The sequence below is a fragment of the Pelomonas lactea genome (assembly GCF_043555885.1).
GTDB classification, from domain to species: Bacteria; Pseudomonadota; Gammaproteobacteria; order Burkholderiales; family Burkholderiaceae_C; genus Pelomonas; species Pelomonas lactea.
Genome location: NZ_JBIGHX010000002.1, coordinates 448,359 through 472,561 on the forward strand (window position 1 = coordinate 448,359; position 24,203 = coordinate 472,561).

At 69.7% G+C, this 24,203-nt stretch carries 7 protein-coding genes and 2 riboswitches; all 7 genes read left to right on the plus strand.

Annotated features, from left to right (window positions below; translation table 11 throughout):
- The first annotated feature begins 2 nt into the window (after positions 1 to 2).
- The 7 genes from ACG04Q_RS06385 (at position 3) to gcvH (ending at position 24,184) form a co-directional block, all read left to right on the plus strand.
- On the plus strand, positions 3 to 16,592 hold the full coding sequence (locus tag ACG04Q_RS06385) for a PA14 domain-containing protein (protein WP_394510058.1): 16,590 nt from the start codon (positions 3 to 5) through the stop codon (positions 16,590 to 16,592).
- A 173-nt stretch (positions 16,593 to 16,765) separates the two neighbouring features.
- Positions 16,766 to 17,629: an LpxL/LpxP family acyltransferase gene (locus tag ACG04Q_RS06390; RefSeq protein WP_394510059.1), complete on the plus strand. Its 864-nt coding sequence runs from the start codon at positions 16,766 to 16,768 to the stop codon at positions 17,627 to 17,629.
- Positions 17,630 to 17,643: 14 nt separating this feature from the next.
- A complete protein-coding gene (locus tag ACG04Q_RS06395) occupies positions 17,644 to 18,543 on the plus strand; it encodes an aspartyl/asparaginyl beta-hydroxylase domain-containing protein (RefSeq protein WP_394510476.1) in 900 nt (299 codons plus the stop codon).
- Positions 18,544 to 18,742: 199 nt separating this feature from the next.
- Positions 18,743 to 19,009: an SGNH/GDSL hydrolase family protein gene (locus tag ACG04Q_RS06400; RefSeq protein WP_394510060.1), complete on the plus strand. Its 267-nt coding sequence runs from the start codon at positions 18,743 to 18,745 to the stop codon at positions 19,007 to 19,009.
- 103 nt (positions 19,010 to 19,112) lie between these two features.
- Positions 19,113 to 22,361 (plus strand): amidohydrolase family protein, encoded by a 3,249-nt coding sequence (locus ACG04Q_RS06405; protein WP_394510061.1) that lies wholly within the window; start codon positions 19,113 to 19,115, stop codon positions 22,359 to 22,361.
- 80 nt (positions 22,362 to 22,441) lie between these two features.
- A riboswitch (glycine riboswitch) is annotated at positions 22,442 to 22,538 on the plus strand.
- A gap of 20 nt (positions 22,539 to 22,558) precedes the next feature.
- Positions 22,559 to 22,667: riboswitch (glycine riboswitch) on the plus strand.
- A gap of 27 nt (positions 22,668 to 22,694) precedes the next feature.
- Positions 22,695 to 23,807, plus strand: a complete 1,113-nt coding sequence (gcvT, locus tag ACG04Q_RS06410; protein ID WP_394510063.1) for a glycine cleavage system aminomethyltransferase GcvT — start codon at positions 22,695 to 22,697, stop codon at positions 23,805 to 23,807.
- Positions 23,808 to 23,809: 2 nt separating this feature from the next.
- The gene (gcvH, locus tag ACG04Q_RS06415) at positions 23,810 to 24,184 is read left to right on the plus strand and encodes a glycine cleavage system protein GcvH (protein WP_394510065.1); all 375 of its coding nucleotides are present in this window, start codon (positions 23,810 to 23,812) and stop codon (positions 24,182 to 24,184) included.
- The last annotated feature ends 19 nt before the right edge of the window (positions 24,185 to 24,203 follow it).

Sequence of the window (24,203 nt, forward strand, 5' to 3'; positions counted from 1 at the left end):
CGATGGACAACGGCAGAGTCGTCATCCACCCGCCCTCGGGCGATGCCACGGTCAAGCTGGCGCTGTCGCGCGCAGCGGTGGCCAAGGTGCAGGTGGCCGGCGTGGATCTGGTGCTGGTCATGTCCGACGGCACGCAGCATGTGCTGCAGGGCGCCGCGCTGCGCGCGCTGGCCGACCCCGACTTCAAGCTGCAGTTCCAGGACGGCGCGACCGAGGCGTCCTCGCTGATCACGCAGGCCGGCCCGGTCAACATCACCGACACGCTGCTGCGCACCGTCGAGAAAAACACCACCGACGCCGAGGCGCCGGCACCGGCCGCACGCGAAAGCAGCAGCGACATGCCGCCGCCACCCAAACCGCCAGCGGACAGCGGCTTGGTGTCGGGCAGCGGCGGCGGCGAGGGCGCCGGCAAGGCCGAGTTTCACGACGAGGCGCGGCCGTTCTCGCTCGTCATCCAGGTCGCGCCGCGGCCCGCCGGCGGCCCGCCCGGCGGCGGCACACCGCCCCCGCCGCCCGCCGCCGCGGTGCTGACGGTGGCCGGCCAGGTGCACAACGTGACCGGCCAGGAGGTCAGCGGCACCACCATCACCGGCTCCGGCGGCTCGGCCGAGTCGGCCACCGATTTCTCGGCCGCCGCGCAGGCCGCACCCGAGCTCATCCAGGGCACATCCGGCGACGACACCATCAACGGCGACGGCGGCAAGGGCATGGGCTCGGGTTGGGCGCGCCAGTTCGACATCTCGCTGTCGGCCAAGGCCGGCGCGTTGGTGAAGACGGTGGTGATCACCGGGCTGCCGGACGGCTTTGAGGTCGTCGGCGCCACCAAGGGCGCCACCGGCTGGGACCTGACGGTGCCCACCGACCCGGCCGCCGCCACGCGCTACAGCGTCATGGTGCGGTACGCGGTCGCGTCCGACGCGGCCGCCGCGCCGTCGACGACCTTCGATATCGTCGTCACCGCCACGGCCGACATCGACGGCGCCACCATCGAGGGCAAGCTGACGCTGCCCGCCATCGTGCGCGAGGTGACCAGCGCCGCCGACATGGCCTATGACGTCGGCGGCAAGGCCGGCGTCGTGTTCCCGGCCTTCGGCCTGGGTGACGTCATCGACGGCGGCGCCGGCAACGACACGATCAGCGGCCTTGTCGGCGCGGACCGCCTCTTCGGAGGCGCCGGCATCGACAAGCTGGACGGCGGCGCCGGCAGCGACTGGCTGGTGGGCGGCGAGGGTGCCGACAAGCTCGTCGGCGGCAGCGGCAACGACACGGCCAGCTACGAAGGCTCGGGCGCGGGCGTCAGCGTGGACCTGGCAGCCAGCACGGCCAGCGGCGGCGACGCCGACGGCGACACGCTGGAAGGCATCGAGAACCTCGCCGGCAGCGGCGGGGCCGACCAGCTGCGCGGCGACGCCGGCGCCAACAGGCTGGACGGCGGCGCCGGCAACGACCAGCTCGAAGGCCGCGGCGGGGCCGACCAGTTGGTGGGCGGCGCGGGCACGGACACGGCCGTCTACAGCGGCTCGACCGCGGGCGTCACCATCGACCTGGCCGCCGGCACCGGCAAGGGTGGCGAGGCCGAGGGCGACACGCTGTCGCAGGTCGAGAACGTCATCGCGTCCGACCATGACGACACGCTGCGCGGCGACGCCGCCGCCAACGTGCTGCAGGCCGGCGCGGGCGACGACCTGCTGGAAGGCCGCGGCGGCGCCGACATGCTGCAGGGCGGCGCCGGCAGCGACACGGCCAGCTACGCCAGCTCGGCCGCCGGCGTCAACGTGAGCCTGGGCACCGGCCAGGGCAGCGGCGGCGACGCGACGGGCGACCGGCTGCAGGACATCGAGCACCTGACCGGCTCCGGCTTCAACGACCTGCTGATCGGCAGCGCCGGCGACAACAAGCTCGACGGCGGCGCCGGCGATGACGAGCTGGAAGGCGGCGAGGGCGCCGACACGCTGGTGGGCGGCGAAGGCAAAGACACGGCCAGCTACGTGGACGCGCTGACCGGCGTGACCGCGAACCTGGCCAATGCGGCGCTGAACACCGGCGAGGCGCGCGGCGACACCTACAGCGGCATCGAGAACCTGGCCGGCTCCGAGAACGACGACCTGCTGATCGGCGACGGCTTCGACAACGTGCTGATCGGCAACCCCGGCAACGACGGGCTGCAGGGCGGCGCCGGCGACGACACGCTGTTCGGCGGTGCCGGGGCCGACCAGCTCGACGGCGGCGACGGCACCGACACCGCCAGCTACGCCGACTCGCAGGAAGGCGTGAAGGTGGACCTGACCGGCGCCACGCCCAACACCGGCGGCGACGCTGCGGGCGACACGCTGGTGAACGTCGAGAACCTGACCGGCTCGCGCTTCTCCGACCGCCTCGTCGGTGGGGACGGCAGCAACGTGCTGGACGGCGGCCGCGGCGCAGACGTGCTGATCGGCGGCGCGGGCGCCGACACGCTGATCGGCGGCGACGGCTCGGACACGGCGGACTACTCCACGTCCAGCGTGGCCGTGCAGATCAACCTGACCACCGGCGTCGTCACCGGTGGCGATGCGACGGGCGACACCTTCCAGTCCATCGAGAACCTGACCGGCGGCACGGGCGACGACCAGCTGACCGGCGAGGCCAGCGCCAACACGCTGATCGGCGGCGCGGGCAACGACACGCTGTCCGGCCTGGCGGGCAACGACCGGCTCGACGGCGGCGATGGCGACGACCTGCTGGAGGGCGGCACCGGCGCCGACCAACTGGCCGGCGGCGCGGGCACCGACACGGCGACCTACGCGACGTCCAGCCAGGGCGTGCGCGTGAACCTCGCTACCGGCATCGGCCTGGGCGGCGATGCCGAAGGCGACCGGCTCTCGGGCATCGAGAACCTGACCGGCTCCGACAAGGACGACCAGCTGACCGGCACGGCCGGGGTCAACAAGCTGGTGGGCGGTGGCGGTGACGACGTGCTGGACGGCGGCGACGGCGCGGACGTGCTGGATGGCGGCGACGGCAGCGACACGGCCAGCTACGCATCGGCCACCGCCGGCGTGGCCGCCAGCCTGCTGGCGCCCGGCACCAACACCGGCGCAGCGGCGGGGGACAGCTACCTGTCCATCGAGAACCTGACCGGCTCCAACTACAACGACACGCTGACGGGCGACGCGAACGCCAACGTCATCGCCGGTGGCGATGGCGACGACCTCATCGAAGGCCGCGGTGGCGCGGACGTCATCCAGGGCGGGCTGGGCAATGACACGCTGAGCTACGCCGCCTCGGCGGCCGCCGTGCAGGTGGACCTCGTGGCCGGCACCGGCAACGGCGGCGATGCGCAGGCCAACGTCATCGGCGGCATCGAGAACCTGATCGGCTCCAACTTCGGCGATGCGCTGAGGGGCGACGCGAACGACAACCGGCTGGATGGCGGCAACGGCGACGACCTGCTGGAAGGCGGCGCGGGCGCGGACCAGCTGCTCGGCGGCGCCGGCAACGACACGGCCACCTATGTCGGCTCCACGTCCGGCGTGAAGGCCAGCCTGGTCAACGCGGCCACCAACGCCGGCGATGCGGCCGGCGACAGCTTCCAGTCCATCGAGAACCTGACCGGCTCGGCCTTCGACGACACGCTGGAAGGCGACGCCGGCGTCAACCGGTTGCTGGGCGGCGCGGGCGACGACGTGCTGATCGGCGGCGCCGGGGCGGACGTGCTGTCCGGCGGCGCCGGCAGCGACACCGCCAGCTACGCCGGCGCGCTCAGCGGCCTGACCGTGAGCCTGGCCGACACGGCGCTGAACACCGGCGACGCGGCCGGCGACACGTTCGATGCGATCGAGAACCTGGCGGGGTCGGGATTCGACGATGTGCTGATCGGCACCACCGGCGCGAACCGGCTGGACGGCGGCGCCGGCAACGACCTGCTGAACGGCGGCGCCGGCGCGGATGCGCTGATCGGCGGCGCCGGCATCGACACCGCCACCTATGCCGCGTCGACCGCGGCCGTGACGGTGAACCTGGGCACCGGCCGCGGCAGCGGCGGCGATGCGCAGGGCGACACGCTGGCGGGCATCGAGAACGTCATCGGCTCGGCCTTCGACGACCAGCTGACCGGCGCGGCCGGCACCAACGTGCTGACGGGCGGCGCGGGCAGCGACACCTACACGGTGGACGACTCGACCGACGTCATCGTCGAAGCGGCCGGCGAGGGCACGGACAGCGTCAATGCGTCGGTCAGCTATGCGCTGTCGGCCAACGTCGAGAACCTGACGTTGACCGGCACCGCCGACATCGACGCAACCGGCAACGTGCTGGACAACGTCCTCACCGGCAACGCCGGCAACAACCTGCTGGACGGCGGCCTGGGCGCCGACCGCATGGCCGGCGGCGCGGGCGACGACAGCTATGTCGTCGAGTCCACCGGCGACGTGGTCACCGAGAACTTCGGCGAAGGCACGGACACCGTGCGTTCGTCCATCAGCTACGCGTTGGGCGCCAACGTCGAGAACCTGGTGCTGACGGGCACCGGCAGCAACAGCGCGACCGGCAACGCGCTGGACAACGTCATCACGGGCAACAGCGGCAACAACCTCATCGACGGCGGCGCGGGCGCCGACGCGATGGCGGGCGGTGCCGGTGACGACATCTACGTCGTCGACAACGCCGGCGACACGGTGACGGAAGCCGCGGGCGAGGGCACGGACCTGGTGCGCAGCAGCGTCAGCTTCACGCTGGGCGCCAACGTCGAGCACCTGACGCTGACGGGCACGGCCAACATCGACGCGACCGGCAATGCGCTGGCCAACACGCTCACTGGCAACGCCGGCAACAACGTGCTGGACGGGAAGGCCGGCGCCGACCAGATGGCCGGCGGCGCGGGCGACGACACCTACGTCGTCGACAACGCCGGCGACCAGATCACCGAAGCCGCCAACGAGGGCACGGACCTCGTGCGCTCGTCGATCAGCTGGACGCTGGGCGACAACCTCGAGAACCTGGCGCTGCTGGGCGCGGGCAACATCGACGCCACCGGCAACGCGGCCGACAACGTCATCACCGGCAACGCCGGCGCCAACCTCATCGACGGCAAGGCCGGCGCGGACACGATGGCCGGCGGCGCAGGCGACGACAGCTACATCGTCGACAACAGCGGCGACACGGTGGCCGAAGACGCCAATGCGGGCTACGACACGGTTCGCAGCAGCGTGAGCTATGCGCTGTCGGCCAACGTCGAGGAACTGCAGCTCACCGGCACGGGCAACATCAGCGGCACCGGCAACGAGCTGGACAACCGCATCGTCGGCAACAGCGGCGCCAACCTGCTGGACGGCGGCGCGGGCGCCGACGCGATGCTGGGCGGCGCGGGCGACGACACCTACCTCGTCGACGACGCAGGCGACACGGTGACGGAAGCCGCGGGCGGCGGCACCGACCTCGTGCGCAGCAGCGTCAGCTTCACGCTGGGCGCCAACGTCGAGAACCTGGTGCTGACCGGCACCGCGCCGATCAACGCCACCGGCAACGACCTCGACAACGCGTTGACCGGCAACGGCGGCAACAACGCGCTGGATGGCGGCCTGGGCGCCGACGTGATGGCGGGCGGCGCAGGTAACGACACCTACGTCGTCGACAACGCGGCCGACGTCGTCACCGAGAACGCCGGCGAGGGCACCGACACCGTGCGTGCCGGCTTCAGCTACACGCTGGGCGCCAACCTGGAGAACCTGGTGCTGACCGGCACCGGCGACCTGAACGGCACCGGCAACGCGCTGGACAACGCCCTCACCGGCAACAGCGGCAACAACACGCTGGACGGCGGCCTAGGCGCCGACGCGATGGCCGGCGGTGCGGGCAATGACGTCTACGTCGTCGACAACAGCGGCGACACGGTGACGGAGAACGCGGGCGAGGGCATCGACCTCGTGCAGTCCGGCGTCAGCTTCCGGCTGGGCGCCAACATCGAGCAGCTGACGCTGACGGGCACCGCCAACATCGACGGCACCGGCAACGCGCTGGCCAACGTCATCACCGGCAACGCGGGCAACAACGTGCTGGACGGCGGCGCCGGCACCGACGTGCTGACCGGCGGCGCGGGCGATGACACCTACGTCGTCGACAACGCCGGCGACAGCATCACCGAGCGGGCCGGCGAGGGCGCGGACCTCGTGCGCAGCGCGGTCACGTGGACGCTCGGGGCCAACCTCGAGAACCTGACGCTGACCGGCGGCGCCAACATCGACGGCACCGGCAACGCGCTGGCCAACGTGCTCACCGGCAACGGCGGCAACAACGTGCTTGACGGCCGCGCCGGCGCCGACCAGATGGCCGGTGGCGCGGGTGACGACACCTACGTCATCGACAACGCCGGCGACACCGTCACCGAGAACGCCGGCGAAGGCACGGACCTCGTGCGCGCGGGCATCAGCTGGGTGCTGGGCGCCAACGTCGAGAACCTGCAGCTGACCGGCAGCGGCGACCTCAACGCGACCGGCAACGAGCTGGACAACCAGCTCACCGGCAACGGCGGCAACAACCTGCTGGACGGCAAGGCCGGCGCGGACGCGATGGCCGGCGGCGCGGGCGACGACAGCTACCTCGTCGACAACGCCGGCGACACCGTCACCGAAGGCGTGGGCGAGGGCGCGGATCAGGTGTTCGCCAGCGTCAGCTTCCGCCTCGGCGAGAACCTGGAAGACCTGACGCTGCTAGGTGCCGCCAACATCAACGCGACCGGCAACTCGGCCGCCAACCGACTGACCGGCAACAGCGGCAACAACCAGCTGGACGGCGGCGCGGGTGCCGACCAGATGGCCGGCGGCGCCGGTGACGACAGCTACGTCGTCGACAACGCCGGCGACGTGGTGACCGAGAACGCCGGCGAGGGCACGGACACCATCCGCTCGTCCGTCACGCTGGTGCTGCCGGCCAACGTCGAGAACCTGGTGCTGACGGGCAGCGCCAACATCGACGCGACCGGCAATGCGCTGGACAACGTCATCACCGGCAACGCCGGCAACAACACCATCGACGGCGGCGCGGGCGCCGACGCGATGGCCGGCGGCGCCGGCAACGACAGCTACGTCGTCGACAACGCCGGCGACACGGTGCTGGAGGCAGCCGGCGAGGGCACGGACCTCGTGCGCTCAAGCGTCACGTTCACGTTGGGCCCCAACCTCGAGAACCTGCTGCTGACCGGCAGCGCCAACATCGACGGCAGCGGCAACGAGCTGGCCAACCAGATCACCGGCAACAGCGGCAACAACACGCTGGATGGCGGCGCGGGCGCCGACACGCTGGCCGGTGGCGCGGGCAACGACACCTACGTCGTCGACGACCTCGGCGACACCGTCACCGAGTTCAGCGGCCAGGGCACGGACACCGTGCGTTCCAGCGTCACCTTCGCGCTGGGCGCCAACCTCGAGCGCCTGGTGCTGACCGGCACCGGCGACATCAACGCCACCGGCAACGAGCTGGACAACCAGCTGACCGGCAATCTCGCCAACAACACGCTGGACGGCGGCCAGGGCGCCGACGCGATGGCCGGCGGCGCGGGCAACGACATCTACGTCGTCGACAACACCGGCGACGCGGTGACCGAGAACGCCGGCGAGGGCACGGACACCGTGCGCGCCAGCATCAGCTACGCGCTGGGCGCCAACGTCGAGAACCTGGTGCTGACCGGCACCGGCAACGTCGGCGCCACCGGCAACGAGCTGGACAACCAGATCACCGGCAACGCCGGCGCCAACCTCATCGACGGCGGCACCGGCGCCGACCGCATGGCCGGCGGCGCGGGGGACGACACCTACCTCGTCGACAACGCGGGCGACACCGTGACCGAGGCGGTGGGCGAGGGCACGGACCTCGTGCGCAGCAGCGTCAGCTTCACGCTGTCGGCCAACGTCGAGAACCTGATCCTGACGGGCACGGCCGACATCGACGGCACCGGCAACGGCCAGGCCAACCAGCTGACCGGCAACAGCGGCAACAACGTGCTGGACGGCGGCGCGGGCGCCGACGTGATGACCGGCGGCCTGGGCGACGACACCTACGGCGTGGACAACGCCGGCGACCAGGTCATCGAGGCCAGCGGCGAGGGCACGGACACCGTGCGTTCCAGCATCAGCTACACGCTGGGCGCCACGCTGGAGAACCTGGTGCTGACCGGCACCGGCAACATCAGCGGCACCGGCAATGCCGGCGCCAACAGCATCACCGGCAACGCGGCGGCCAACGTCATCGACGGCGGCGCGGGCGCCGACACGATGGCCGGCGGCGGCGGCGACGACACCTTCTACGTGGACACCGCCGGCGACGTCGTCGTCGAGGATGTCGGCGCGGGCAACGACACTGAGATCTCGTCCGTCAGCCGCGTGCTGGAAGCCAACGTCGAGAACCTCATCCTCACCGGGTCGGCCAACCTGACCGGCACCGGCAACGAACTGGCCAACCAGCTCACCGGCAACGCCGGCAACAACACGCTGGACGGCGGTGCGGGCGCCGACCTGATGGCCGGCGGCGCCGGTGACGACGTCTATGTGGTGGACGATGCCGGCGACCAGGTCGTCGAGAACCCCGGCGAAGGCACGGACACCGTGCGCGCCGCGGCCAGCTTCGCGCTGGGCGCCAACATCGAGAACCTGGTGCTGACCGGCACGGCCAGCGTGGACGGCACCGGCAACGAGCTGGACAACGTCATCACCGGCAACAGCGGCGCCAACGTGCTGGACGGCGGCGCGGGCGCCGACCGCCTCGTCGGCGGCACGGGCAACGACACCTACGTCATCGACGACGCGGGTGACGTCATCGTCGAGAACGCCGGCGAGGGCACGGACACCGTGCGATCCGGCATCAGCCACACGCTGGGCGCCAACCTCGAGAACCTGGTGCTGACCGGCGCGGACCGCATCGACGCGACCGGCAACGCGGTGGCCAACGTCATCACCGGCAACGTCAACAACAACCTCATCGACGGCGGCCTGGGCGCCGACACGATGAGCGGCGGCGCCGGCAACGACACCTACCTCGTCGACAACGCCGGCGACGTCGTCATCGAGGCCGCGGGCGAGGGCGTGGACCTGGTGCGCGCCAGCGTCAGCTTCGCGCTGGGCGCCAACGTCGAGAACCTGGTGCTGACCGGCAGCAACGACATCAATGCCACCGGCAACTCGCTGGCCAACCAGCTGACCGGCAACAGCGGCGCCAACTTGCTGGACGGCGGCGCCGGCGCCGACCAGCTGGCCGGCGGCGCGGGGGACGACACCTACATCGTCGACAACGGCAGCGACGCCATCACCGAGTACACCGCCGAGGGCTACGACACGGTGCAGTCGTCCGTCAGCTGGACGCTGGGCGCCAACCTGGAGGCGCTGGTGCTGCTGGGCAGCAACAACCTCAACGGCACGGGCAACGACCTGGCCAACTCGCTGACCGGCAACACCGGCAACAACGTGCTGGACGGCGGCCTGGGTGCCGACACGATGGCCGGCGGCGCCGGCAACGACACCTACGTCGTCGACAACGCCGGCGACGTCGTCACCGAGAACCCGGGCGAGGGCAGCGACACGGTGCAGGCGTCCATCAGCTATGTGCTGGTCAACGAGGTCGAGAACCTGACGCTTACCGGCACGGCCAACCTGAACGGCACCGGCAACGCGCTGGACAACGTCATCACCGGCAACAGCGGCAACAACACACTGGACGGTGGCGCCGGCGCCGACCGCCTGGTGGGCGGTGCGGGCAACGACAGCTACATCGTCGACAACAGCGGCGACACAGTCGTCGAGGCCGCCGGCGGCGGCACGGACACCGTGTCGGCCAGCCTCAGCCACGGCCTGGCCGACAACGTCGAGAACCTGGTGCTCACCGGCACGGCCGACATCGACGGCACCGGCAACGAGCTGAACAACCAGATCACCGGCAATGCCGGCGCCAACGTGCTGGAAGGTGGCGAGGGCGACGACCGCCTCGTCGGCGGCGCGGGCAACGACATCTACGTCGTCGACAGCGTGGGCGACCTGATCACCGAGAACGCCGGCGAAGGCACGGACACCGTGCGCAGCTCCGTCAGCTGGGTGCTGGGCGCCAACCTGGAGAACCTGGAGCTGACGGGCGCGGACGCCATCGACGCCACCGGCAACGGTCTCGTCAACCTGCTGACCGGCAACGAAGGCAACAACCAGCTCGACGGCGGCGCGGGCGCCGACCAGATGACCGGCGGCCTGGGCGACGACACCTACGTCATCGACAACGCCGGCGACCTGGTCGTCGAGTTCTTCGGCGAGGGCACGGACACGGTGCTGACCGGCATCAGCTACACGCTGACGGCCAACGTCGAGACGCTGGTGCTGACGGGCACCGGCGACATCAACGGCACCGGCAACGCTTTGGGCAACACCGTCACCGGCAACAGCGGCAACAACCAGCTCGACGGCGGGCAGGGCGCCGACGTGCTGGTGGGCGGCGCGGGCAACGACAGCTACGTCGTCGACAACGTCGGCGACTCGCTGTACGAACAGGCCGGCGGCGGCACCGACACGGTGCTGTCCAGCGTCAGCTGGGCGCTGTCGGCCAACTTCGAGAACCTGACGCTGACCGGCAGCGCCAACATCTCGGCCACCGGCAACAGCGCTGCGAATGTGCTGACCGGCAACGCCGGCAACAACCTCATCGTCGGCGGCGGCGGCGCCGACACCATCAACGCCGGCGCGGGCGCCGACACCATCCTCGTCGCGGACCTGACCTTCGCATCCGTCAACGGCGGCAGCGGCGTGGACAGCCTGAAGCTGGACGGGCTGGGCGTCAGCAACGTCAACCAGCTGACCGCCAAGGTGCAGGGCATTGAGGTGCTGGACTTCTTCGGTGGTACGGCCGAGACCGTCACGGTGCGCTCGGCCGACGTGAACACCACGAGCTTCGTCGGCGCCGACGGCGGCGGCAAGCTGGAGCTGCTGCTGGACGGCAACGACCTGCTGCTGCTCAACAGCAGCGACTACAACAACGCGACCGACTACCGCACCAACGCGCCGGACGTGCTGCTGACCAACGGCAACACCGGCAAGCTGCTGACGGCCATCACTGTGGGCGGCGTGAACCTGGCCATCGACATCAGCGGCCTGGTGCTGCCCAGCCTGTCGGACCTGCGCACGCTGTGGGGCATGTCGGCCGACCCGACCTTCGCCAGCATCGCCGGCAAGATCACCTGGCTGGACGCGACCGACCTGGACGGCAACGGCACGTCCTCGGGCCTGGGCGAGGCCGGCCTCATCAACGGCAACGGCAACCTCAGCACCTGGGTCGACAAGAGCGGCAGCGGCAACAACTTCACGCAGGCCACGGCCAGCGCGTCGCCCAAGCTGGACCTGACCGGCCTGAACGGCCAGCCCACCATCAGCTTCGACGGCAACGACAACCTCACCAGCAGCCTGTGGGTGGGGCAGAACTACTCGCTGTTCGTCGTCGGCCAGCTGACCGGCACGCAGAACGGGCGGCTGGTGTCGTCGTCCACCGACAACTCGCTGATCGGCTGGCACGGCGGCTACCAGGACCAGCTGTACGGCCAGAACTGGGTGTCGCAGACCAACGGCACGGTGCAGCCCAACACGCCCATCCTCTACACGGCGGCCGACCAGGTCGGCGCCGGCGTGCTCTACAAGAACGGCGTGGCGCTGCCGGCCACCGGCAGCACCTTCGACGGCTGGCTGGGCAAGGTGCAGCTGTCGGGCTACGGCGGCGCCAACAGCGAGGCCAGCCGCGGCGCGGTGTCGGAGCTGCTGGTGTTCGACCATGTGCTGTCCGCCGGCGAGCAGCGCGTCATCGAGAACTACCTGGCCACCAAGTGGGGCGTGGGCACGGCGGCCAACCTGACCGGCGGCGCGCTGGGCACCGTCGGGCTGGACGCGCTGTGGACCGGCGCCAAGATCCAGTTCGGCACCGCATCCGCCGAGACGCTGACCGCGGCCTACAACGGCGCGTCGGCCCGTGGCACGGGCCGCGTGGACGCAGTCGTGTTCGGTGGCGACGGCAACGACACGCTGAACGGCAGCGTGCGCGTGGACGCGCTGTTCGGCGGCAACGGCAACGACACGCTGGACGGCAAGACCGGCGCCGACTGGATGGCCGGCGGTGCGGGCAACGACACGTACACCATCGACGACATCGGCGACACGGTGGTGGAAGAAGCCAGCGCGGGCAGCGACCTGGTCCTGAGCGCCGTCAGCTACACGTTGACGGCCAACATCGAGAACCTGACGCTGACCGGCACGGCCGCCATCAACGGCGCCGGCAATGCGCTGGCCAACACCATCCTCGGCAACAGCGGCGCCAACCGCATCGACGGCGGCGCCGGCGCCGACACGATGACCGGCGGCGCGGGCAACGACGTCTACTTCGTCGACAACGCGGGCGACCTCGTCAACGAGAACGCGGGCGAGGGCACCGACGCGGTCTACGCATCCACCAGCTACACGCTGGCCGCCAACGTCGAGAACATCTTCTACATCGGCCGTGCGGCCGGCACGATCACCGGCAACACCGCCAACAACCAGCTGTACGCCAGCGTCTACAGCGGCATCGCCACGACGATGGCCGGCGGCACCGGCGACGACAGCTACTACCAGCAGGCCGACAGCTTCGGCAACTTCAACCTGAACCTGAACGTCGTCGAGAACGCGGGCGAGGGCACCGACACCGTCTACCTGCAGCGCACCACCAACAACGCGACGGTGCTGAGCTTCACGCTGCCGGCCAACGTCGAGAACCTGGACCTCTCGTCCTCTTACAACGTCAACGGCGTCGGCAACGCGCTGGACAACGTGCTCACCGGCCCCGGCAACCTGGGCACGCCCAACGCGGTGTCGCTGACCGGCGGCGCGGGCAATGACACCTACATCGTGTCCCTGCCGTTCACGAGCATCGTGGAGAACAGCGGCGAGGGCACGGACACCGTGCAGGCGAACGTCGACTTCCGTGCGCCGGCCAACGTCGAAAACCTGACGGCCGGCAACCAGAACAACCTCAAGCTGTTCGGCAATTCGCTGAACAACACGCTGACCGGCACGCAGGCCAACGAGCGGCTGGACGGCGGCGCCGGCAACGACACGATGGTGGGCGGTGCCGGCGACGACACCTACGTCGTCGACAGCGCGTCCGACGTCATCACCGACACCGTCGGCCTGGACAGCATCGAAACCAGCCTGGCCAGCTACACGCTGGGCACCGGCCTGGAGCGGCTGAGCTTCACCGACACCGGCGCCCACACCGGCACCGGCAACGCGCTGGCCAACCTCATCGTCGGCAACAGCGGCAACGACACGCTCTCCGGCCTGGACGGCAACGACACGCTGTACGGCGGCGGCGGCGCCGACACGCTGACCGGCGGCAACGGCGACGACCTGCTCGTGGCCGGCAGCCGCCCCAGCCCGTTTGCGGGCCAGCAGCAGAGCGGCCTGCGCGGCGAGTACTGGAACAACCAGAGCTGGCTGGGCGTGCCCGTGCTGACGCGCCAGGACGCCGACATCAACTTCAGCTGGGGCAACGGCTCGCCGGCCACCGGCGTCATCGGCGTCGACAACTTCTCGGCGCGCTGGACGGGCTACATCAACATCGCCACCGCGGGCAGCTACACCTTCGCCATCCGTTCCGATGACGCTGCCGTGCTCACGATCGACGGCCAGTCGCTCGTCAATAGCACCTATGCCAGCGGCCAGGCCAGCGCGCTGGTGCTGACGCTGAGCGCGGGACTGCACACCATCCAGATGCAGTCCAACGAAGGCTCGGGCGGCGCCTACGCGCAGCTGCTGTGGACGACGCCGGCCTCGGCGACGATGACGGCCGTGCCGTCGTCGGTGTTCAGCTACGGTGATGCGGCTGCCACGGACGCCGCCGGCGACACGCTCAACGGCGGCGCCGGCAACGACACGCTGGTGGGTGGCCCCAACGTCGACGTGCTGGCCGGCGGCACCGGCGACGACATCTACGTCGTCGCCAACCAGGCCGACACGCTGGTCGAGAACGCGGGGGAGGGCACCGACACCGTGCAATCCAGCGCCACGTTCACGCTGGCCAGCCTGCCCAACATCGAGAACATCACGCTGACCGGCAGCGCCGCCGTGAACGCGAGCGGCAACGCGGCCGCCAACGCGCTGACGGGCAATGCCGCGGTCAACACGCTGGACGGCAGCGATGGCAACGACACGCTGATCGGCGGCGGCGGCGCGGACACGCTGATCGGCGGCAACGGCAACGACAACCTCACCGGCGACGGCGGCAGCACGCTGCAGGGCGGTGACGGCGACGACGTGCTGCGGCTGGGCAATGTCAGCGCCTGGACGCCGGGCCAGCTGAACAACCTCTCCCTGTGGCTGGACGCTGCCGACCTGGACGGCGACGGCGTGCGCGAAGGCTTCGCCGAAGGCGGCCTGACCGCCGACGGCCGCGTGGCCCTGTGGCGCGACAAGAGCGGCAACGGCCGCGATGCGACGACCAGCAACGGCAGCTACGAGCCCTTCTACATCGCCGACGGCATGAACGGCCTGCCGACGCTGCGACTGGACGGCCTGGACGACCGGCTGTCCATCAGCCTGCCCACCATCGCATCGGGCGGCAGCATCTACTGGGTGCAGCGCAGTGGCGACAGCTTCTACATGCCGATGTACACCGGCGCCAGCAGCAGCCCCTGGCTGCTGATTGCCGGGCAGGGTGACGGCACCACCGACGTGGTCGGCGCCGGCAACACCAACCTGAAGTCCGCCTGGACCATGGACGGCACGCTGCAGACCTGGAACACGCGCGCCAACGTCTACACGACGCTGGCGGAGGCGACGCACGTCGTGTCCACCGTCAACCAGGCGCTGAGTTTCAACGGCTCGCTGACCATCGGCAACAGCTGGGGCGGCCAGTGGATGAGCAGCGCCGACTACAGCGAGGTCGTCGTCACCGGCACCACGCTGAGCACGGCAGACCAGCAGCGGCTGGACGGCTACCTGGCCTGGAAATGGGGCACCGTCGGCCTGCTGGCCGCCGCCAACCCGTACAAGACGGCCGCGCCCACCGTCTTCACCATCGCAAGCGCAGGCGGCTCGCTGTTCGGCGGCGTCGGCAACGACACGCTGACCGGCGGCAACGGCGACGACCTGCTGGACGGCGGCACCGGCAACGACGCGATGGCCGGCGGCGTGGGCAACGACAGCTACGTCGTCGACTCGCTGTCCGACACCGTCACCGAGAACGCCAGCGAAGGCGCGGACCTCGTGCAGGCCAGCGTCAGCTGGACGCTGGGCGTGAACCTGGAGAACCTGACGCTGACCGGTGCTGGCGCCATCAACGGCACCGGCAACACGCTGGACAACGTGCTGGTGGGCAACGGCGCCGCCAACACGCTGACCGGCCTGGCCGGCAACGACGTGCTGGACGGCAGCGCGGGCGCCGACACGCTGATCGGCGGCACCGGCAACGACAGCTACGTCGTCGACAACCTCGGCGACGTCATCACCGAGAACGCGGGCGAGGGCACCGACAGCGTGACCGCGTCCGTCAGCTACACGCTGGCGGCGAATGTCGAGAACCTGGCGCTGGCCGGCACCGCCAACCTGAACGCCACCGGCAACGCGCAGGACAACCAGCTGAGCGGCAACAGCGGCGACAACGTGCTGGACGGCGGCGCCGGTGCCGACGCGATGGCCGGCGGCGCGGGCAACGACACCTACGTCGTCGACAACGCCGGCGACACCGTCACGGAGGCCGCCAACGCCGGCATGGACGTCGTGCAGTCGTCCATCAGCTTCGCGCTGCCGGTCAACGTCGAGCAGCTCATCCTGACCGGCTCGGCGGCCATCAACGCCACCGGCAACGGCCTGAACAACCAGCTGACCGGCAACGCCGGCGACAACGTGCTGGACGGCGGCGCCGGTGCCGACGCGATGGCCGGCGGCGCGGGCAACGACACCTATGTCGTCGACAACGCCGGCGACACGGTCACCGAAGGCACCGGCGCCGGCACGGACACCGTGCAGGCATCGGTGTCGCACACGCTGGACGCCAACGTCGAACACCTGACGCTCACCGGCGGCACGGCCATCAACGGCACCGGCAACGCGCTGGACAACCAGATCACCGGCAACGCCGCGGCCAACACGCTGACCGGTGGAGACGGCAACGACACGCTGACCGGCGCCGGCGGCCTGGACACGCTGCTGGGCGGCAACGGCGATGACACGCTGATCGCCGCATCGCCGGCCGACCTGGCGTCGGCCGACGGCGGCGCAGGCGTGGACCTGCTGAAGTTCACGAGCGTCGGTGCCAGCTTCGACATCGCGTCGCTGATCAACGTCGCCCGCAACATCGAGGCGCTGGACCTGCGCAACGGCAGCGCCGGCAGCGTCGATCTGTCCAGCCTGGGATTGACCAGCATCACCGATGCCAACCGCGTGCTGACGCTGAAGCTGGACAGCGGCGACGTCATCAACGTGGCCGCCGGCACGCAACTGCAGCAACTCACAACGGGCACCGACGTGTACGGCAATGCACTGGTCGACTACGCGGTCATGGAAGACCAGGCCGGCATCTGGGTGCAGACGTCGACGCTGCACGTCGTGACGGGCGGTGGCGGCTGAGAGGCAGGCCCGCGGCCTGCCCATCCATATTGTCGACAATGTGCATTATGTAAATAAATAAATGGAAGTGCGGCGCCGCCCCGGCATGCGGCGCAGCCACTACGATGCCGCCCCATAACTAGATGGGGCCTGTGGATGGCGTTGTTGGAATTTCTTGAGGTGGCGGCGTGGGCGTGAAGTTGCTCGTGGGCCTAGTGTGGCTGCTGAGTTGGCTGCCGTTTCGCGTCATTTCGGGATTGGGCTGGGTGATCGGCAGCCTGATCTACCTGCTGCCGACGTCCCGCCGGCACATTGGTGACGTCAACCTGCGACTCGTGCTGCCCGACTGGACGGCCGCGGCCCGCAGCCGGCTGTTGCGCCGGCATTTCGTCGCCATGGTGCAGATGCTGCTGGAGTACGGCTACTGCTGGTTCGCCTCGCAGGAGCGGCTCAAGCGGCTGATGCGCATCGAAGGGCTGGAGCACTTGCGCGCGCTGGACGGCCGCAACGTCATCCTGATGATGCCGCACTTCACCGGGCTGGACCTGGCCGGCCTGCGCATCTCGCTGGAGACGCCCGTCGTCAGCATCTACTCGGTGCAGAAGGATCCGTGGCTGGACGCCTTTTTCCGCGCCAAGCGGCTGCGTTTCAGCACCGGCATCATCTTTGCGCGCCAGCAGGGCACGCGACCTACGCTGCGGGCGCTGAAGGATGGCTACCGCCTCTACTACCTCCCCGACCAGGATTTCGGTGCACGCGACTCGGTATTCGTGCCCTTCTTCGGCGTGCCGGCCGCCACCATCGGCGGGTTGTCGCGCATGGCTGCCGTGACGAAGGCAGCCGTGCTGCCCTGCTACCCCCGCCGGGAGGCCGACGGTTATACGCTGGTCATAGAGCCGGCGCTGGACAGCTTTCCCACGGATGACGTTGTCGCCGACGCGACACGCATGAACGCCGTCATCGAGGCGCAGGCGCGCCGACAATTGCACCAGTACTTCTGGCTGCACAAGCGCTTCAAGTCGCGCCCGCCTGGCGAGGCCGACTTATATGGCAAATGACTGATATTCCTTACATCAAGCTCGGCATCGTCGCGGTGTTCGTCGCCAGCACGGTCTACGTGCACTTCCGGGGTCGCGTGCGACTGAAGTTCTTCCGCCAGCTGACGGATCACTCCACGTTCATGGCGCCGATCAACTGCCTGATGTACCTGTTCTCCAGGTTGCCGGCCAGGCCATATCTGCCGGTGTCGGGCTTCCCCGAACTCAAGCTGCTGCAGGATCACTGGCAGGACATCCGCGCGGAGGCTTATCGGCTCGCCGAGGCCGGCGAGATCAAGAAGAGCGACAAGTACAACGACGCTGGCTTCAACAGCTTCTTCAAGACCGGCTGGACGCGCTTCCACCTGAAGTGGTACGACGACGCGCATGCATCGGCCAAGGCGCTGTGCCCGGTGACGACGGAGTTGCTGCAACGCATTCCGACCGTGAAGGCCGCGATGTTCGCCGCGCTGCCGCCGGGCGGGCGCCTCGTCACGCACCGCGACCCGTTCGCCGGCTCCGTGCGCTACCACCTGGGCCTGGTCACGCCCAACGCCGACAGCTGCTACATCTCGGTGGACGGCGAGCGTTACTCATGGCGCGACGGTGAGGGCGTCATCTTCGACGAGACCTACCTGCACTACGCCGAGAACCAGTCGGACCAGATGCGCATCATCCTGTTCTGCGACGTCGAGCGGCCGCTGAACAACCCGGTGGCGCGCTGGTTCAACCACTTCATCAGCCATACGCTGATCCGCGCGGCGTCCGCGCCCAATTCCGACACCGACCGTACCGGCGGCATCAACAAGCTCTTTGCCTACGTGCAACAGGTGCGCCTGTTCGGCAAGCGCATCAAGGCCAGGAGCCGCTTCGCCTACTACGCGCTGCAATGGATCATCTTCGGCGGGCTGCTGGCCTGGTGGTTGTTCGGCTGATGACGCCACCGCGCGGGTAGGGCTGGAACGGCCGACAGCCGCCATTTCGTCACCAACGTCGACGTGCTGACCGACGCACGCTCGCGCGTGGTGGTGGCCGTGGGCGACTCCACCACCGATGGCGTGGGCATCGAGCTCGACAGCGACGCGCGTTGGACCGACCAACTTGCGGAGCGCCTGCAGCAAGAGCCGGAACTCCGTGACAGCCACACTGCTGCCGCGCGAAGGCGCACAGGGTGCCCGTGCCCATACGCGGGCCGGCGAGGCGCTGCGCCAGCAGTTGAACGCCTGGGTCCGCGACGGCGGCGGCTTCGACGCCGTGGTGGACTTCGACCTGGCGTTGCGCGACCCGACGCGTCCGGACCGCCAGCGGGCCGAACTCAACAGCGGCGACTTCTCTCACCCCAACGCCGCCGGCTACGGCGCCATGGCGCGGGCTGTCGGCGTGCAGCAGTTCAGGCGCTGAACCCTGCCCCTGCACCCTGCCCTGGGGTTTGCCCGCCCGTGACGAACGATGGGGCAAGCGTGCCTTCGCTAGCATCGAAAGTTTTGGATCCCCAACACCTTCCATGTCCCGCCTGACCGCCGCCCCTGCCCTGCTGCTGGCCGCCGCCCTCGCCGCCAATGCACAGGATGCTACGAAGCCCCCTGCGACGCCCGCCTGGAACGTCAACGCGCCGCCCGGCGTCGCCAAGACCGCCAGCATCGACGTGAAGAGCGGCACCTGGATGAGCGTGGACGTCAGCCCCGACGGCAAGACGATCGTGTTCGACCTGCTGGGCGACCTCTACACGCTGCCCATCACCGGCGGTGAGGCCAAGGCGCTGACGCACTCCATTGCCTGGGAGCACCAGGCCCGCTTCTCGCCGGACGGCAAGCAGCTCGCCTTTCTCAGCGACGCCGGCGGCGGCGACAACCTGTGGGTCATGAACGTCGACGGCAGCGGTGCGCGCGCCGTCACCAAGGAAGACTTCCGGCTGCTGAACAACCCCGCCTGGCATCCCAGCGGCAAGTACCTGCTGGCGCGCAAGCACTACACCGGCACGCGCAGCGCCGGCTCGGGCGAGATCTGGCTGTTTCATGTGGACGGCGACGCGGCCAAGAACAAGGGCGTGCAGCTCAACGAGAAGCCCAACTGGCAGAAGGACCTGGGCGAGCCGGCCATCTCGCCGGACGGCAAGTACCTGTACTACTCGCAGGACACGACGCCCGGCCGCGTCTTTGAGTACAACAAGGACAGCAACGGCGAGATCTACAGGATCTTCCGCCAGGACCTGAGCGACGGCTCGGTGGAGCCGTTCGTCACCGGCCCCGGCGGCGCCGTGCGGCCCACGCCGTCGCCCGACGGCAAGTACCTCGCGTTCGTGCGCCGCGTGCGCAACCAGAGCACGCTGTTCCTGAAGGACCTGCAGACCGGCGCCGAGCGGCCGGCCTGGAGCGGCCTGTCGCGCGACCTGCAGGAGATCTGGGCGATGTGGGGCGTCTACCCCAGCTTCGCGTGGATGCCGGGCAGCAAGGAGATCGTCGTCTGGGCCGAGGGCAAGATCTGGCGCGTCGACCCGTTCAAGAACACGGCGGCCGAGATCCCCTTCCATGTGAAGGACACGCGCGAGCTGCGCGAGCCCATGCGCTTTGCGCAGGACGTGGCGCCGGACAAGTTCGCCGTGCGCCAGCTGCGCGGCGCGCAGGTGTCGCCGGACGGCAAGCGCGTCGTCTACTCGGCGCTGGGCGCGCTGTACGTGAAGGACCTGCCCGATGGCGCGCCGCGCCGGCTCACCAAGCAGGACGAGGCCTTCGAATTCGCGCCCAGTTGGGCGCGCGACGGCAAGAGCCTGGTCTACGCGACCTGGCGCGACGACACCCAGGGCAGCATCCGCCGGCTGGACATCGCCTCGGGCAAGGAGACCGTGCTCGTCAAGGAACCCGGCAAGTACCTGGAGCCGCGCCTGTCGCCGGACGGCAAGAGCGTCGCCTACCGCAAGGTCAAGGGCGGCGGGCTGACCAGCCCGTGGCACAGCCTGGACACGGGCCTCTACCTCGCCGCGGCCGACGGCTCCGGCAAGACCGAGCGCATCGCCAAGGAAGGCAGCGCGCCGCAGTTCGGCGCGAAGAGCGACGAGCTGTTCTTCACGAAGACCAGCAGCACCAGCGAGGTGGAGCAGCGCTTCTCGCTGACCCGCCTGAACCTGCACGACCGCAGCGAGACCGAGGTGGCCCGCAGCGATGTGGCCAGCGAATACAGCGTCTCGCCCGACGGCCAGTGGCTGGGCTTCGTCGAGCGCTTCCAGGCCTACGTGACGCCCCTGCCCGCCGTGCAGGGTGCAGGCAAGACCATCACGGTGGGCGGCAAGATGGACGCGCTGCCGGTGCGGCAGCTGTCCGTCAACGCCGGCTCGGCGCTGCACTGGAGCGGCGACAGCCAGCGCCTGCACTTCACGCTGGGCGATGAGCTCTTCACGGCCAGCGCGCAGGGCAAGGACAAGGCGACCGGCCAGAAGATCGGTTTCCTGCAGGCCAGCGACAAGCCCACGGCCAAACTCGCGCTGACCGGCGCGCGCATCGTGACGATGAAGGGCGACGAGGTCATCGAAGGCGGCACCGTGCTCGTGGACGGCAACCGCATCGTCGCGGTCGGCAAGGACGTGGCCATCCCGGCCGACGCCAAGCGCATCGATGCCAGCGGCAAGACCATCGTGCCGGGCTTCATCGACGCGCACTGGCACGGCGCGATGAACGACTCGGGCCTGATCCCGCAGCAGAGCTGGATCAACCTCGCGTCGCTGGCCTTCGGCGTGACGACGCTGCACGACCCCAGCAACCTCAGCTCGGCCATCTTCACGCAGGCCGAGATGCAGCGCGCCGGCGTCGTGCAGGGCCCGCGCATCTACTCCACCGGCACCATCCTGTACGGCGCCAAGACGCCGTTCACGTCCAACATCAACGGCCTGGACGACGCGCTGACGCACCTGAACCGCCAGAAGGCCGAAGGCGCCATCAGCGTGAAGAGCTACCAGCAGCCGCGCCGCGACCAGCGCCAGCAGGTGCTGGAGGCCGCGCGCCAGACCGGCATGATGGTGGTGCCCGAGGGCGGCTCGCTGTTCCAGATGAACATGGGCATGGTGGTGGACGGCCACACGACCGTCGAGCACGCGCTGCCGCTGGCCGAGGTGTGGGACGACGTCAAGCAGCTCTGGGGCCAGACCGCCGTGGGCTACACGCCCACGCTGAACGTCGGCTACGGCGGCCTGGACGGCGAGCACTACTGGTACGCCCGCACCGACGTCTGGAAGCACCCGCTGCTGAGCCGCTATGTGCCGCGCACGGTGCTGGAGCCGCGCGCTGTGCGCCGCGAGACGGCACCGGAGGAGGACTTCAACATCATCCGCGTGGCCCGCACCGCGACGGCGCTGTCGCGCGCCGGTGTCAACACCATGATCGGCGCCCACGGCCAGCGCGAGGGGCTGGGCGCGCACTGGGAGATGTGGATGTTCGTGCTGGGCGGCATGACGCCGATGGAGGCGCTGCGCACCGCCACCATCAACCCGGCACGCAACTTCGGCTTCGACAAGGACCTGGGTTCGATCGAACCCGGCAAGCTGGCCGACCTGGTGGTCATCGACGGCAACCCGCTGGCCGACATCCGCCAGAGCGATCGCATCGCGCAGGTCATGCAGAACGGCCGGCTATTCGACGCGAAGACGATGAACCAGCTCGCCCCGGTCGCCAAGGCACGCAAGCCGTTGTTCTTCGAGGGCGCCGACGGCAAGACCATGCCCATCGACAGCGAGGCGCTGGAGTCGGGGCACCTGGGCGACTGAGGCCTCCCCCCGGCGCCGGACGGCTTCAACGCGATCGCCCGGCGGTCTGCACGCCGCTGGGCAGGAGCGTGGCTAGAATGCCGGCTCTGTCAGGAGAGCGCCCCGGTGCAGTTGGGGGCCGCCGAAGGCGCAGGGTCCTCGATCCAAACGCTCAGGCAAAAGGACTGACAAAACGTCATCGGTGGCAGACACTGGCGGCGTTCCTCACTGGAGAGAGGCCGGCCCCCGAGCCGGTCCACCGAAGGGGCAAGCCCGTGGCGATTCGCCGGGGTCAATCTCTCAGGTACCCCGGACAGCGAGGACATCCAAACCCGAATTCCGTCGGAGCTCTTGATGTCCTCTTTGCTAAAAACGCCCCTCCACGCCCTGCACGTCGAACTCGGCGCCAAGATGGTGCCCTTCGCCGGCTACGACATGCCGGTGCAGTACCCCACCGGCGTGATGGCGGAGCACAAGCACACGCGCGCGGCCGCCGGCCTGTTCGACGTGTCGCACATGGGCCAGGTGCGCCTCGTGGGCGCAGATGCCGCGGCGGCGCTCGAAACACTGGTGCCCGTCGACATCATCGACCTCGGCGTCTTCAAGCAGCGCTACGCGCTGTTCACGAACGACCAGGGCGGCCTGCTGGACGACCTGATGGTCTGCAAGCGGCCCGACGACCTGTTCGTCGTCGTGAATGCCGGTTGCAAGGACCAGGACATCGCCCACATGCAAAAGCACCTGGCCGGTCGCTGCGAGGTCGTCTCCGTGCCCGAGCGTGCGCTGCTGGCGCTGCAAGGCCCCGAGGCCGTGACGGTGCTGTCGCGCCTGAACCCCGATGTCGCCAAGCTGACCTTCATGACCGGCGGCTTCTTCACGCTGGACGGCATTGACACCTTCCTGACCCGCTCCGGCTACACCGGCGAAGACGGCTACGAGATCTCCGTCCACGAGGACGACGCCGTGGCCCTCGCCCGCAAGCTGCTGGCCCATGCCGAGGTCAAGCCCATCGGTCTGGGTGCGCGCGATTCGCTGCGCCTGGAAGCCGGCCTGTGCCTGTACGGCCACGACATCAACGAAACGACCACGCCGGTCGAAGCGTCCATCACCTGGGCCATCCAGAAGGTGCGCCGCGCCGGGGGCGCGCGTGCCGGCGGCTACCCTGGCGCGGCCGTCATCGACGAGCAGCTCGCCAACGGCGCTGCGCGCAAGCGCGTGGGCCTGGTCGGCAAGGAGCGCATGCCCGTGCGCGAGGGCGCCAAGATCGTCACTCTAGAGGGCACCGAGATCGGCGTCGTCACCAGCGGCACGCTGGGCCCCACGGTCAACCAGCCGGTGGCGCTGGCCTACCTGGCGAAGGAACACACCGCCGTCGGCACCGAAGTCTTCGCCATCGTGCGCGACAAGCGCACGCCGATGGTCGTCTCTTCCACCCCCTTCACCCCCAACCGCTACTACCGAGGTTAAGCATGTCCATCAAGTACACCCCCGACCACGAATGGCTGGAAGTCCACGGTGACGGCACCGCGACGGTCGGCATCACCGTGCACGCGCAGGATGCGCTGGGCGACGTGGTCTTCGTGGACCTGCCCGAAGTCGGCAAGACCTACGCCGAGAAGGACGTCGCCGGCGTCGTCGAGTCGGTCAAGGCCGCGGCCGACGTCTACATGCCCGTCGACGGCGAGATCACCGAGGTCAACGAAGCCCTGCGCGACGACCCGTCGCTGGCCAACTCCGACCCGCTGAAGGCTGGCTGGTTCTTCAAGGTCAAGCTGAGCAACCCTGCGCAGCTCGACGCGCTGATGGACTCGACCGCCTACGACGCCCTGCTGAAGACCCTGTAATTCCGAAGTAAGCCCTGCC

What these genes read in the sequence shown, in the direction of transcription:
- gcvT (WP_394510063.1), top strand. Translation starts at nt 22,695, where the DNA reads ATGTCCTCTTTGCTAAAAACGCCCCTCCACGCCCTGCACGTCGAACTC.
- ACG04Q_RS06405 (WP_394510061.1), top strand. Translation starts at nt 19,113, where the DNA reads ATGTCCCGCCTGACCGCCGCCCCTGCCCTGCTGCTGGCCGCCGCCCTC.
- gcvH (WP_394510065.1), top strand. Translation starts at nt 23,810, where the DNA reads ATGTCCATCAAGTACACCCCCGACCACGAATGGCTGGAAGTCCACGGT.
- ACG04Q_RS06385 (WP_394510058.1), top strand. Translation starts at nt 3, where the DNA reads ATGGACAACGGCAGAGTCGTCATCCACCCGCCCTCGGGCGATGCCACG.